Annotated in this window: 12 protein-coding genes; 10 read left to right on the top strand and 2 right to left on the bottom strand. The window is 60.9% G+C overall.

The window, feature by feature from the left end; genetic code table 11:
• Positions 1-44: 44 nt before the first annotated feature.
• Genes ROS217_RS05470 through ROS217_RS05445 form a run of 6 tightly spaced genes read left to right on the top strand, consistent with a single transcriptional unit; the run spans position 45 to position 6,003 of the window.
• A complete protein-coding gene (locus ROS217_RS05470) occupies positions 45-1,115 on the top strand; it encodes an ABC transporter ATP-binding protein (RefSeq protein ID WP_009816686.1) in 1,071 nt (356 codons plus the stop codon).
• Positions 1,116-1,119: 4 nt separating this feature from the next.
• Positions 1,120-2,472 (top strand): aminotransferase family protein, encoded by a 1,353-nt coding sequence (locus ROS217_RS05465; protein ID WP_009816685.1) that lies wholly within the window; start codon positions 1,120-1,122, stop codon positions 2,470-2,472.
• Positions 2,472-3,398 (top strand): 3-keto-5-aminohexanoate cleavage protein, encoded by a 927-nt coding sequence (locus tag ROS217_RS05460; protein ID WP_009816684.1) that lies wholly within the window; start codon positions 2,472-2,474, stop codon positions 3,396-3,398. Before ROS217_RS05465 ends, ROS217_RS05460 begins: the two co-directional genes overlap by 1 nt.
• 18 nt (positions 3,399-3,416) lie before the next feature.
• The gene (locus ROS217_RS05455) at positions 3,417-3,881 is read left to right on the top strand and encodes a GNAT family N-acetyltransferase (RefSeq protein WP_009816683.1); all 465 of its coding nucleotides are present in this window, start codon (positions 3,417-3,419) and stop codon (positions 3,879-3,881) included.
• Positions 3,878-4,900 carry a histone deacetylase family protein gene (locus tag ROS217_RS05450; protein ID WP_009816682.1) on the top strand — a complete coding sequence of 341 codons (1,023 nt, stop codon included), beginning with the start codon at positions 3,878-3,880 and terminating at the stop codon, positions 4,898-4,900. Before ROS217_RS05455 ends, ROS217_RS05450 begins: the two co-directional genes overlap by 4 nt.
• Positions 4,897-6,003, top strand: a complete 1,107-nt coding sequence (locus ROS217_RS05445) for an NAD(P)/FAD-dependent oxidoreductase (RefSeq protein WP_009816681.1) — start codon at positions 4,897-4,899, stop codon at positions 6,001-6,003. Before ROS217_RS05450 ends, ROS217_RS05445 begins: the two co-directional genes overlap by 4 nt.
• Before the next feature lie 47 nt (positions 6,004-6,050).
• Here ROS217_RS05445 and ROS217_RS05440 read toward each other — a convergent pair whose 3' ends face one another.
• Positions 6,051-6,716 (bottom strand): GntR family transcriptional regulator, encoded by a 666-nt coding sequence (locus tag ROS217_RS05440; protein WP_040650375.1) that lies wholly within the window; start codon positions 6,714-6,716, stop codon positions 6,051-6,053.
• A 19-nt stretch (positions 6,717-6,735) separates the two neighbouring features.
• Positions 6,736-9,666, bottom strand: coding sequence for an FAD-binding and (Fe-S)-binding domain-containing protein (locus tag ROS217_RS05435; RefSeq protein WP_009816679.1), 2,931 nt, complete (start codon positions 9,664-9,666; stop codon positions 6,736-6,738).
• A 143-nt stretch (positions 9,667-9,809) separates the two neighbouring features.
• Here ROS217_RS05435 and ROS217_RS05430 point away from each other — a divergent pair, with 143 nt between their 5' ends.
• From ROS217_RS05430 to ROS217_RS05415, 4 genes are all read left to right on the top strand, one after another.
• On the top strand, positions 9,810-10,994 hold the full coding sequence (locus ROS217_RS05430; protein WP_009816678.1) for a pyridoxal-phosphate-dependent aminotransferase family protein: 1,185 nt from the start codon (positions 9,810-9,812) through the stop codon (positions 10,992-10,994).
• A gap of 122 nt (positions 10,995-11,116) precedes the next feature.
• Positions 11,117-12,091: a TRAP transporter substrate-binding protein gene (locus ROS217_RS05425; protein WP_040650374.1), complete on the top strand. Its 975-nt coding sequence runs from the start codon at positions 11,117-11,119 to the stop codon at positions 12,089-12,091.
• Between the two features lie 116 nt (positions 12,092-12,207).
• The gene (locus tag ROS217_RS05420; RefSeq protein WP_009816676.1) at positions 12,208-12,762 is read left to right on the top strand and encodes a TRAP transporter small permease; all 555 of its coding nucleotides are present in this window, start codon (positions 12,208-12,210) and stop codon (positions 12,760-12,762) included.
• Entirely contained in the window at positions 12,762-14,042 is a 1,281-nt protein-coding gene (locus ROS217_RS05415; RefSeq protein ID WP_009816675.1) for a TRAP transporter large permease, read from the top strand. Before ROS217_RS05420 ends, ROS217_RS05415 begins: the two co-directional genes overlap by 1 nt.
• Position 14,043 lies beyond the last annotated feature (1 nt).

The raw sequence follows: 14,043 nt of genomic DNA, 5'->3' as shown, positions 1-14,043 counted from the left end.
CCCCTTTATCGGGGCGCGGCCCGTGACTCAAAAGGACCCCGCCAATGAGCGCCGTCACCCTGAAGAACATCGTCAAGCGGTTCGGCACCTTTACTGCCGTGCATCGCACCACGCTGGAAATCCCGGAGGGCGCATTTGTCACGCTTTTGGGCCCTTCTGGCTGTGGGAAGACGACCAATCTGCGGATGATCGCCGGTCTTCTCGATCCCACCGAAGGCGAAATCCTCATTGGGGGCAAGCGGGTCAACGATGTGCCCATCCACAAGCGCAATCTGGGTCTCGTCTTTCAAAACTACGCCCTTTTCCCGCACAAGACCGTGGCCGAGAACGTGGCCTTTGGCCTCAAATACCGCAATGTGACGAAATCCGAGATTGCGGCCAAGGTGCGCGACGCCCTCGACCTCGTGCAACTGCCCCATGTCGGCGACCGCTACCCCAAGGAACTGTCGGGCGGGCAGCAACAACGCATCGCACTCGCGCGCGCCATCGTGATCGAGCCAGACGTTTTGCTCTTGGACGAACCGCTTTCGGCGCTCGATGCCAATCTGCGCGAGGATATGCGGGTAGAACTCAAACGCATTCAGGAACGCATCGGCGTGACCACGGTCTTTGTCACCCATGACCAATCCGAGGCGCTGGCACTGTCCGATCTGATCGTCGTGATGTCCGAGGGGCGCGTCGAACAGGTGGGCAAGCCTGAAGAGGTCTACAACACCCCCGCCTCGGAATTCGTGGCGAACTTTCTCGGCGCATCCAACATCTCCGAGGGACGTTGCATCGAGCACGGCGCGACGATCGTGGTTGAGGATGCCGTTTTTGGTCGTGTCACCGTCCCTGCCGCCAAGGCCCCCAACCTGACCGGCACTGGCAAGGCAAAGCTGGTGGTGCGTGCTGAAAAGCTTCTGCTTTCAAAAGCGCCCGCACCTGCGGGTGTAATCTCTGTTCCCGCCACCGTGGAAACGGTGGATTATCAGGGACAGGCGGTGCGGTATTTCGTGCGCGCGGGTGAGGTGCAGTTACAAGCCATCAACATGATCGACGACCACCCGTTTGCAGCGGGTGAGGCGGTCCATCTGCATTTGCGCCCGCAGGATTGTGCGGCGTTACCGGGGTAAGATTATGAACGTGAAACCCTCACACCTTTTCTATCAGGGGCGCGAGCGCAAGCCGGTGCTCGATCAGGCGCGCGGCGTCTATATGTGGGACGTGGATGGCAAACGCTATCTGGACGGGTCATCGGGCGCGATGGTCTGCAACATCGGGCATTCGAATGAGAATGTGCTCGAGGCGATGCGCCGCCAGATGGAGAAATCCACATTTGGCTACCGCCTGCATTTCGAGACCGAGGCATCAGAGAAACTTGCCGCCAAGACCGCCGCACTCTGCCCTGAGGGGCTGAACCGGGTATTCTTTGTCTCGGGCGGGTCCGAGGCGGTGGAATCGGCGATCAAATTGGCGCGGCAATATGCGCTGGCAATCGGAGAAGGCAGCCGCTGGAAAATCATCAGCCGCGCACCGTCGTATCACGGCTGCACCCTCGGCGCGCTCGCCATCACCTCTTACGCGCCGCTGACCGAAGCCTTCGCGCCGCTGATGCAGGCAATGCCGAAAATCCCCGCGCCGCGCGCTTACCTTGATGGGTTGGACCCCGAGGATGAGGCCACTGGCCATCATTACGCGGACATGCTGGAGGCCAAGATACTGGAGGAAGGCCGCGACAGCGTGCTGGCCTTCGTGGTTGAGCCCATCGGCGGTGCCTCAACGGGCGCGCTGGTGCCGCCGCGCGGCTATATGGAAAGGGTGCAGGAGATTTGCCGCAAATACGGCGTGCTCTTCATTCTGGACGAGGTGATGACCGGGGCCGGGCGCACCGGCAGGTTCCTCGCCTCAGAGCATTGGAACCTCGCCCCTGATATCGTCGTCATGTCCAAGGGCTTTGCGGCTGGCTATGTGCCGCTTGGCGCGATGGTGGCGCATGAGCGACTGGTCGAGCCGGTCTTGGACGCGGGCGGCTTCTTGCATGGTTTTACTTACGCTGGCAATCCGCTGGCCTGCGCCGCCGGTCTAGCCGTGATAGACGAGATCGAGCGCATGGATCTGGTGGGCAATGCCGCGCGCATGGGGGACCAGCTGCAAGAGCGCCTGCGCGGCCTGATGCAGCGCTATGCCATCATCGGCGACGTGCGCGGCAAGGGGCTGCTGACGGCATTCGAATTCATGGCGGATCGCGGCACCAAGGCCCCTCTGCCCAAATCCCTGCGCGCCTTTGACCGTTTTGTGCAGATCGCCTATGACAAGGGACTGATCGTCTATGCGCGGCGCACCCGTGACGGGATTGAGGGGGATCACATCATCGTTGCCCCCCCGATGATCGTGACCGAGACGCATCTGGACGAGATCACCGAAATGCTGGATGCCTCGCTGGCAGAGTTTACCGACGAAATCCGCCCCGCGCTGGAGCAAGCCGTGTAATGCGCGAGATCATAATTACCTGCGCGCTCACAGGCTCGATCCACACCCCCTCCATGTCGCCACACCTGCCGATCACCGGCGACGAAATCGCCCGTGCCGGGATCGAGGCGGCCGAGGCCGGGGCGGCCATCCTTCACCTGCACGCCCGTGATCCTCAGACCGGGCGGCCCTCGGCTGATCCCGAGCATTTTCGCGCCTTCCTGCCTCGCCTTAAGCAGGGCTGCGATGCGGTGCTAAACCTCTCGACCGGGGGCAGTGCGACAATGACCCTCGATGAAAGGCTTGCAGCACCCAAGAAAGCAGCCCCAGAAATGGCCTCACTCAACATGGGCACGATGAATTTCGCCCTCTACCCCTTGGCCGAACGTATCACTGACTGGCGGTATGATTGGGAGAAACCGTTTCTCGAAGGCTCTGACGATCTGGTGTTCAAGAACACCCCTCGTGACATCGCCCGCATTCTGACCGAATTGGGCCAGGAACGCGGTGCGCGGTTCGAATTTGAATGCTACGACCTGAGCCATCTCTACATGCTCCGGCATTTCGCGGATCGCGGGCTGATCCGCGCGCCTTATTTCATTCAATTCGTCTTTGGTGTTCTGGGCGGCATGGGCGCGGACCCTGAGAACCTCACGCATATGGTGCGCATCGCGGACAAGCTCTTTGGTCGCGACTATATGTTTTCCGTGCTGGCCGCCGGCCGGCATCAGATGCCTATGGCGGCACAGGCGGCAGCAATGGGCGGGCATGTGCGTGTGGGGCTTGAAGATAGCCTGACCATTGCGCGTGGCACTCTGGCAAGCTCCAACGCCGAACAGGTCGCCAAGGTGCGCGGGATCGTCGAGGCGTTGGGCCGGGTAGTGGTTAGCCCCGACGAGGCGCGCGCGCTGCTGGGCCTCAAGGGCGCTGACCGGGTGGCAATCTGAGCAATGGTAGAATTTCGGATGGTCGAAACTGAGAATGATCTGGCCTTGCTGGACGCGGCCTTGCGCGAACTGAGCGCGGATTTGGGCGACCCGTATAGCGCTGGGCTGGACGCATTAAGCGCCGGTCTGACGGGCGAGATTCCGGCGGCTTACGGCTTGCTTGCGCTAGAGCACGATCTAATCGGCGCGGCCCTCTTTGGTCCGATGTTTTCCACCGTACGCGGGGCGGCGGGCGTTTATGTCTCTGACCTCTGGGTTACGGAGGCAGTGCGCGGCAAGGGGTTGGGCCGCGCACTCCTATCTCAGGTGGCGCGCCGCGCGGGCGCACTCTGGCGCGCGGAATGGATGATGCTGGCGGTCTATGCCCATACGCCCGCCTCGCGCCGGTTCTACGAACGGCTGGGCTTCGAAGCACAAGATCACGTGACACAGATGCGCCTGCCACAGGCGGCCATGCGCAGATTGATGGGAGAGGACGGATGAAGGCAATCTTTGACGCGCGGCAATGGCAGCACGATCCCAAGCATTTCATGGCCAACGGAGTAATCAAACCCAGCCCGGAACAGCCCGAGCGCATCGCGCGACTGACGGACGGGGCCAAGGCGGCTGGCTGTGACTTTGTGTCGCCCGACGATGCCGGGCTTGGCCCCATCGCGGCAATCCATTCGCCAGAGTATGTTACCTTCCTGCGCAACATCCACACGCGGTGGCAGCATATCGACGGCGCGGGAGAAGAGGTGATCCCCAACATACATCCCGCCAACCGCAGCGATAATTACCCCAAATCTGCAGTAGGGCAGGCGGGCTACCATCAGGCTGACACCGCCTGCCCCATTGGGGCAGGCACATGGGAGGCTGCATACTGGTCGGCACAAACCGCTGTCACTGGCGCGGATCTGCTGGTCGACGGAGAGTGGTCCGCCTATGCGCTCTGCCGTCCGCCGGGGCATCATGCCTTTGGCGATCTGGCGGGGGGGTTCTGCTTTCTCAATAACGCCGGGATCGCGGCAGAGCGGTTGCGCGCATATGGCCTGCGCGCGGCGATCCTCGATGTCGATGTGCATCACGGCAATGGCACCCAAGGCATTTTTTACGACCGCGACGATGTGCTGACCGTCTCGATCCATGCCGACCCGGCGCGGTTCTATCCCTTTTTCTGGGGGCATGCGGACGAGCGCGGCACAGGACGCGGCATGGGCTATAACCTCAACCTGCCGCTGCCGCGTGGCACCGATGACGATGCCTATCTGCAGACACTCGACATCGCTCTGGAGCGGGTGACGAATTTCGGGGCCGATGTGGTGGTCGTGGCCCTTGGTCTTGATGCCTATGAGGGCGATCCGTTTCAGGGACTGGCAATCACCACGCCCGGATTTGGGCGTATTGGCGCGGCGATTTCTGGGCTTGGGTTGCCCTCCCTCTTTGTGCAAGAGGGCGGGTATCTCTGCGCGGAGCTGGGTCAGAATCTGACTTCGGTCCTGACAGGCTTTGAGGGGGCGTGACCGTGACCGATGTGATCGTGATCGGCGGTGGCATCGCCGGAATCAGCGCGGCGGCAGAGCTTGCGCGCGGCGGTGCGGTTGTGCTCGTGCTCGAGAAGGAACCGCAGATTGGCTATCATGCCACTGGCCGCTCTGCCGCCATCTTTATCCGCAATTACGGCAATGCCACCCTGCGCGCACTCAACGCCGTGGCCGAACCGATTTTCGAGCAGCCGGGCGAGATCAGCGATAAACCTTTACTCAGCCCGCGCGGCGAATTGATGGTCGCCTCCGAGGAAGAGTTGCCGATCCTCGACGCCTATCTCGACGGCTCGACCGGCATCGACCGTCTGACCGGCAAAGAGGCCGCCGAAATCGTCCCAATTCTGCGCGCTGACCGCATCGCGGGTGCGATGATCGAACGCGGCGCGCGTGGCATCGACGTGGACCTCTTGTTGCAAGGCTATGCGCGCATGCTGCGGGCGCGGGGCGGACAGATCGTGACCAACGCTGAGGTCACAGCCCTGTCGCAGAGCGCCGGGTTATGGCAGATCGAAACCGCACAGGGACAGCATTGCGCGCCGATCATCGTCAACGCGGCGGGTGGCTGGGCGGATGAGGTGGCAGCCTTGGCTGGGGTGCCGCGCGCAGGATTGCAACCCTACAGGCGCTCCGCCGCGATCATTCCGGCACCCCAGGGCTATGAAACCGAGCATTGGCCGATCTTCGGCTCTATCGCAGAGACATGGTATGCCAAACCCGAGGCCGGCAAGCTGATGGTTTCCCCCGCCGATGAAGACCCGGTCGAACCCCATGATGCCTGGGCTGATGACATGGTGCTGGCCGAGGGGCTCTATCGGTTCGAGCAGGCGGTCAGCATGCCGGTGACACGGGTTGAACATAGTTGGGCGGGCCTGCGCACTTTTGCCCCAGACCGCACGCCAGTGGTGGGGTTTGATCCGCAGGCGGACGGGTTTTTCTGGCTTGCGGGTCAGGGCGGCTACGGTGTGCAGACCGCGCCTGCGCTCTCACGGCTGACGGCGGCGTTGATTGCAGGGAACCCACCCGAGGTGCCGGATCATGTTCTGGCAGCCATGGCGCCGGGACGGTTCAGATCGGCCTAAGGGGGCACGTGGCGCGCAGGCATCGCTCCCCCTCAAACACTTTGCGCTCATCCTTGCGTCTTGGCCTTGATCGAGGCGAACTTGCGCAAGAGGTGGTCCTTCATCAGCTTGCCACAGCGTTCGGCATCCCGCCTGCTCAGCGCTTCTAGGATGGCCTCATGTTCCTCGACTGCCGCGCGCCAGCGTTCCGCAGTCAGATTGGCCTGATAGCGCGCCCGCTGCACGCGATAGGCCAGCAATTCATGCGAGCGCAGCAGCATATCATTGCCCGCAGCAGTGAGGATCGTCTTGTGGATTGCCTGATTGATCCGGAAATAAGTGGGGCGGTCTGCCTCGTCAAAGGTGCGGCGCAGCGCCCGTGTCATATCTGCGATCTCGTGAAGGATGTCTTCACTGGCGTGCTCGGCCGCCAATTCCCCTGCCAGCCCTTCCAGAGCGGCCAGCACGCAGAATACCTCCGCCAGTTCAGCCTCGCTCTGCCGGGTGATGACCGCGCCGCGATGCGGGATGAGGTCGAGCAGACCTTCGGCGGCCAGCACCTTTAGCGCCTCGCGCAGCGGCGTGCGCGATACGCCAAATTGCTCGGTTAAAACTTTCTCGTTGATCTTCTCACCGGGCTGCAATTGACCCTCGAGGATCATCTGGCGCAGGCGGTTGGAAATCTCGACGGCAAGCGCTGTTCGTCCGATTGGATCGGGTTTGAGGGCGGTCATGGGGGGCTCTTGACTATGGTCATCCATCATTTCGGCCCTCCCTTACAGTAGTTTCCGACGCTCTGTCGAAGATTTCTGCAATGTGCAGCGCGCGACGTTCGGTCCCGTCGAAGATTTGGTGACGACAAGAGGTGCCATTGGCAATCAAAAGGTCATCGGGGGCAGCGGCGCGCACAGCGGGCAAGAGCGTCAATTCCCCCATCCTGAGCGAGATATCGATCGTCTCGGCCTGATAGCCAAAGGCCCCCGCCATGCCGCAACAACTGCTCTCGATGGTCTTGGGGTCAAGACCGGGGATGAGCGCCAGAGCCTGCGCCATATCGCCCATCACCCCCGACGCCTTTTGATGGCAATGGCCGTGCACATGGGCTGCCCGACCGAGATCGGACAGGGGCAGGTTGAGCTTGTTCGCCCGGGATTCGCGGGCGATGAACTCTTCGAAGAGATAGGCGTTCTCCGACAGCAAACGCGTGTCCTCACCCGGCAGCAAAGTCAGGAACTCGTCGCGCAGGGTCAGAAGGCACGACGGCTCCAGGCCCACCACCGGCACGCCTGCGCGAATATAGGGCAAGAGCGCATTGAGCGTGCGCTTCGCTTCGGCGCGGGCCTTGTCGATCATGCCCGCCGCCAGATAGGTCCGCCCACAGCAGAGCGGGCGACCGGGCGATTGGGCGGTGATCACCTCATAGCCTGCGCGCGTCAACACGCGCAGCGCGGCGCGGGGAATCTCTGGCTCCATCCAGCGATTGAACGTGTCGGTAAAAAGGATGACCTTGCCCGCCTTGGCCGAAGACCGGGCGCGTTTGACCTCTGAATCCTTGAAAAAATCTCCCCGGAAGAGCGGCAGAGAGCGCGCCCGCGCCAGCCCTGTGATCCGCTCACCCAAGGCGGCAAGCATCGGCACACGGTTACGCAACGCGATGAGGGCGCGCAACGTCACGGCAAACCGCGCATAGCGTGGCATCTCTGCAATAAGCCGTGCGCGCAGGCCGAATCCCAGCTTTTGCCCGCGCTGATACAGCACTTCGGTCTTCATCTTGGCCATGTCCACGCCGGTCGGGCACTCGCGCTTGCAGGCCTTGCACCCGACGCAGAGCTTGATCGTTTCCGCCATCTCGTCAGAGAAAAGCGCGTTCTGACCCAACCGTCCCGACAGCGCCAGCCGCAGCGTATTCGCGCGGCCTCGCGTCACGTCCCGCTCGTCGCGCGTCACGCGATAACTCGGGCACATCGCACCGCCTGCCAGTTTGCGACAGGCCCCGTTGTTGTTGCACATCTCGACCGCGCCCTGGAATCCGCCGCCCTTGCCGGTCCAGGCGGACCAGTCATGGCCGGTTTTCAGATCGACGAAATCATAGCCCGGCGGATAGCGCATCAGGCTGCGGTCATCCATTTTTGGCGCATGCACGATCTTGCCGGGGTTGAGGCGGGTGTCGGGATCGAACGCCGCCTTGACCTCCTCGAACGCGCTCAGGATACGCGGACCGAACATCGCGCCGTGAAACTCCGACCGCACGATCCCATCGCCATGTTCGCCGGAATGCGAGCCCTTATATTGCCTCACCATCTCAAACGCGGCTTCAGCGATGTCACGCATCTTGCGCACGTCCTGCTCCAGCTTAAGGTTCAGGACGGGGCGCACGTGCAGGCACCCCTCAGAGGCATGGGCATACCATGTGCCGGTGGTGCCGTGGCTATGGAACACCTCTGTCAGCCGGTCAGTATAATCCGCCAGATGCTCCAGCGGCACGGCGCAATCCTCGACAAAAGACACAGGTTTGCCCGCCTCCTTCATCGACATCATGATGTTGAGCCCCGCCTTGCGCAGCTCGCCAATCTCGGCGGCAAGGGCCATATCCCAGACCTCGACCACACCGCCCTCATGGGCACCCCCCATGCCAAACCCATAGCCAAGGTCCGACATGGTATCGGCCAGACGGCGCATGTTCTCTTCGTTCTCCGGCGGGCTATCGGCGAATTCAACGAGCAGCATCGCGGCGGGTGCGCCGCGCACGAATTGCTCCAGCGTTTTCGCGTAGAGCGGGATGGCGCGCGCAAGGTCGATCATGGTGTTATCCACCAATTCGACCGACGTCGGCCCCAGCTCGACCAGCCGTTTGGCCGCTTCCATCGCGGCGCGGAAGGTGGGGAAATGGCAGACGCCCAGCACACGGGTTTTCGACGGCAGCGGTGAGAGCCGGATTTCGATAGCAGTCGAGGTGGCCAGCGTTCCCTCGGACCCGATCAGCAGATGCGCAAGGTTGATGGGCCTCTCACCGGGGACCAGTGCGTCGATATTATATCCGCCCACACGGCGTTGCACCTTGGGGAACCGCGCGGCGATTTCCTCAGCCTCGCGTGCGCCCAGATCGAGCATTTGCCGCAACAGGGGTTCTGGCACGCGATTGCCCGATCCGGGGCCGAAATCGAACGGCGTCCCATCGGCCAGAAACCCCTCGATCCGCTCCACATTGTCCCGTGTCGTGCCATAGCGCAGCGACCGCGAGCCACAGGAATTGTTTCCCACCATACCGCCGATCGTGGCGCGCGAGGCAGTCGAGACATCGACCGGAAACCAAAGGCCATGCGGCTTCAGCGCCCGGTTCAGATCGTCCAGAACGATCCCCGGCTCGACCACCGCGCGTCGACCCGCGACATCCAGCTCCAGAATTCGGTTTAGGTATTTCGAGCAGTCGACGATCAGGCCGGAGTTGACCGTCTGCCCACATTGCGAGGTGCCGCCGCCGCGCATCGTCAGGGGCAAACCCGCCTCACGCGCAGCGTCCAATGCGGCCAGAATATCCCCCGGCACCTTGGCAATGAGCACCCCCGCAGGCATGATCTGATAGATCGAGGCATCGGTCGCATACCGCCCGCGCGAAAAGGCATCAAAGCGCGTTTCGCCCTGCACCTCTCGGTCGAGGCGCTGTTGGATTGTACTGCCGAGCATGGGTCCCCGATCCGGTCGATGGTCTGAGTTTAGTCTTGACAGAATATTGAATTCAGAATTCAATTCAACAAAATTCACCTGTGTGCCAGCAATGACGATCAACAGAACCGGCTGCACAGGGACGTATCTTGGGAGGATCGACAATGACCGCTGGCCGCCACTTTCTGCAAATCCCCGGCCCGTCGAACGTGCCGGACCGAATCCTGCGGGCGATGGACTACCCGACCATGGACCACCGCGGCCCGGCCTTTGCCGAAGTCGGGCGCAAGGCGCTCGAGGGTATGAAGAGAATTTTCAAGACCGAATCCCGCGTGGTGATCTATCCGTCCTCCGGGACCGGCGCTTGGGAGGCGGCACTGGTAAACACGCTCTCACCGGGCGACACGGTGCTGATGTATGAAACCGGCCATTTTGCTATGCTCTGGCAGAAACTGGCGCTGAAGCTGGGGCTCAATCCTGTCTTCATCGACAGTGACTGGCGCGCCGGTGCCGATGCCGCGCAGATCCAAGAGCATCTGCGCGCCGACAAGACCCACGACATCAAGGCCGTCTGCGTCGTGCATAACGAGACCTCGACCGGCTCCGTGACCGACGTAGCCGCCGTGCGCCGCGCGATGGATGCCGCCAATCACCCGGCGCTTTTGATGGTCGATACGATTTCCTCGCTCGCCTCTGTAGAGTACCGGCATGATAACTGGGGCGTGGATGTCACAGTCTCCGGATCGCAAAAGGGTCTGATGCTGCCGCCGGGACTGTCGTTCAATGCGATTAGCGCCAAGGCGATGCAAGTATCCGAAAGCGCCGCGCTCAAACGCTCTTACTGGAGCTGGGCTGAAATGACCGGGCCAAATGATACCGGCTATTTCCCCTACACCCCCGCAACCAACCTGCTCTATGGCCTGAACGAGGCCATCGACATGCTGCACGAAGAAGGGCTCGACAATGTCTTTGCTCGGCACAAACGGCACGGCACTGCGGCGCGTGCGGCGGTCGAGGCGTGGGGGCTTGAGGTGCTCTGCAAAAAGGCGCCTGACTGCTCGCCCGTGCTCACCGCGGTGATGATGCCCGAAGGACATTCTGCCGACAACTTCCGCTCCGTCACCTTGCGCAACTATGATATGTCGCTTGGCAACGGTCTGTCCAAAGTGGCGGACAGGGTGTTCCGTATCGGTCACTTGGGGGATTTCAATGATCTCATGCTGATCGGCACATTGGCTGGTGTTGAAATGGGCCTGCGAGATGCAGGCGTGCCGCACCGGGCCGGGGGCGTGCAGGCTGCGATGGAGGTGCTGGGTCAGAAGTTTGATAGCGCGCGCGCTGCAGCCTGACGATCGCGCGTTCCGGGTGGGAGGAGGAGCCTGCCCGGAACATTATGATCCCTACCGGGAGAACGCATGACGACCGCGCGGCAAAATCCGCGTCAATAACGAGAAACCAAGGGAGGAAGACCATGAAAAAGACATTGATTGCATCCGTAGTAGCGTCCTTCATCGCGCTGCCCGCAATGGCAGCAGATATCACGATGAAGTTCGGCCATGTCGGTGCGCCAGGATCACTATTCGAGGCGACCGCCAATCACTATGCCGCCTGCGTCGCTGAGAAATCTGGCGGCAAGGTCGAAGTCCAGACTTTCGGCTCGTCGCAGTTGGGCAAGGACAAGGAACTCTTGCAAAAGCTCAAGCTAGGTCAGGTAGATTTTGCGCTACCCTCATCAGTGATGTCTTCGGTGGACGGCATCTTTGGCGTCTTCGAGATGCCATATATCATCAAGGATCGCGACCACATGCGCCGCGTTCAGGATGCGATGATGGACAAGTTTCAGGGGGCCGCCAACGAAAATGGCTATCACATAGTGGGCCTTGCCGAGAACGGCTTTCGCCACATCACCAACAACACCCGGCCGATCAATGTCCCTGAGGATCTGCAAGGCATCAAGCTACGCACGCCCAACGGCGAATGGCGCGTCAAGATGTTCCAGGAATACGGCGCCAATCCCACACCGATGGCCTTTTCTGACGTGTTCACCGCTTTGCAGACGGGCGTGATCGACGGGCAGGAAAACCCCTATGCCCAAATCGCCTCGGCCAAGTTCCAAGAGGTCCAGAAGTATCTCTCGATCACGGGCCATGTCTATACGCCAGCGTATATTCTGGCGTCCAAAAAGCATCTCGATGATCAACCTGACGACGTGAAGGCGGTGCTGACCGACTGCGCCGGCGAGACGCAGACCTTCACATATGAGAAAGCGGCAGAGCTTGAAACCGAGCTTCTCGACGTGATCAAAGAGGCCGGCGTCGAGGTGAACGAGGCCGACAAGGCAGCGTTCATCGAAGCGTCCAAACCAATCTATGATGCCTTCGCAGCCGAAGTTGAGGGCGGTCAGGAACTGGTTGATGCGGTTCTTGCTCTTGGCGAATCGAGCTAAGAGCGACGGTCGGCGGTCCCGTTCAGGGGCCGCCGTTTCACCCTGGACATGACATTGCGGATCAATCCCGGCCTAGCGCTGCCGGGCAGGTTCGATGCACCCGAACGCAGGACCAAATGAACGCTCTTCTTCAACGCACCAACATGATGGCAAGCCGCCTTCTGGAATGGATTACGATCTTTTTGATGGTTGCACTCACGGTAACCGTGATCGTCGCTGTTATTGCCCGCCTGATGGGGCAGAGCTTTTCGTGGTATGACGAAGTGGCCGCGATTATGCTCGCTTGGATTACCTATTACGGCTCGGCTCTCGCAGCGCTGCATCGACGACATATCGGATTTGACACCGTATTGCTGGCCATTCCGCCGCGTGGCCGCATGATTGCGGTCTTGATTGGCGAAGGCCTCGTTCTCTTGTTCTTCGTTCTGATGGCGCGTGCCGGGTTTCAGGTGCTTGAGGTCCTAGAAGGCGATCATCTGACGGCCCTGACTTGGGTGCCGGTGCAATTCACTCAATCGGTTATTCCTATCGGTGCAATCCTGTTCATCACCTGCCAATTGCTGAGCCTGCCAAATTATTGGACCCAGACCGCACGCGGCATTTCTCTGGAACATGCCGAGATAGAGGAAGAGGTCGAAACCGAACTCGACAAGAACAAGGAGCGCGTGTGATGCTGATGCTGGGAATTTTCGCGGCCCTCGTGGCGATGATCTGCATCAACGTGCCGATCGCCATCGGGCTGGCATTGGCAGGCGTGTTGGGTCTCTTCGTGACCGAAGGTGCCAACAGCCTCGTGACCATCGCGCTCGACATGTACGATGGCTCCACCAAGTTTTCCCTGATTGCCATTCCAATGTTCGTTCTTGCGGGTGCGATCATGAATGCGGGGGGAATCACTGACAGGCTGATCAATTTTGTCTCGTCGCTGATTGGCTTCATTCGCGGTGGCCTCGCGATGGTGAACATCGGGGTTTCCCTCTTCTTTGCCGAGATCTCAGGGTCTGCCGTGGCCGACGTCGCAGCCATGGGTTCCATCCTTATTCCGCAAATGAAGAAGCGCGGCTATTCCAAGGAACTATCCGCCGCAGTCACCTCTTCGTCCGCATCGCTGGCGATCATCATTCCACCATCGATTCCCATGATCCTCTATGCGGCCTCTGCCAATACATCAGTTGAGCAACTCTTCGTTGCAGGCGTGGTCCCCGGTCTCTTGGGGGCCGCTGGCTTGATGCTTGTGGCCTATATTTTTGCCCGCCGCTACAATCTGCCAACCGAAGAAGCGTTCAATATACCGCGCGTGCGGGAAACGTTCATGGATGCGCTGCCAGCTTTCTTTCTGCCGGTCATCATTCTGGGTGGCATCTTTGGCGGCTATGTCACAGCGACCGAAGCAGCGGGGCTGGCCGTGATCGCGGCTATCGTGGTCTCGGCCTGGTATCGGCAGATTGATCTCAAGCATCTTCGCCGCGCCATGCTGGACGGCGGTATGCAGACGGCAGTCGTCATGCTTCTGGTGGCGGCTTCGGTTCTGATGGGTGGGTTTCTCACCCGCGCGCAGATCCCGCAGCAACTGGCACAGGGCATTCTCAATATAACCGATCAACAATGGGCGATCCTGCTCATTCTCAACTTCTTCTTTCTGATCATCGGCTTTTTTCTGCACTCTGCTGCGGCGATCATTCTGGTGATTCCAATCGTAATGCCGCTGATTGCCGCTGCTGGCATCGACCCGGTGCACTTCGGGCTGGTCGTCACGCTCAACCTCGCCATTGGCCAACAGACGCCACCGGTCGCCTCGGTGCTGATTACTGCCTGTGCGGTGGCGCGGGCGAATATCTGGGAAGTGTCCAAGGTCAATATCTGGTTTATTCTGGTACTTTTGGCAGTGCTGTTGCTCTGCACCTATGTGCCGTCGGTGCCACTCTTCCTTGTTGAATACTTTTACCGCTAAG

The organism is Roseovarius sp. 217 (genome assembly GCF_000152845.1).
Classification (GTDB): Bacteria; Pseudomonadota; Alphaproteobacteria; order Rhodobacterales; family Rhodobacteraceae; genus Roseovarius.
Note: the sequence above shows the minus strand (reverse complement) of the source record. Positions and strands in the feature narration are given on the sequence as shown.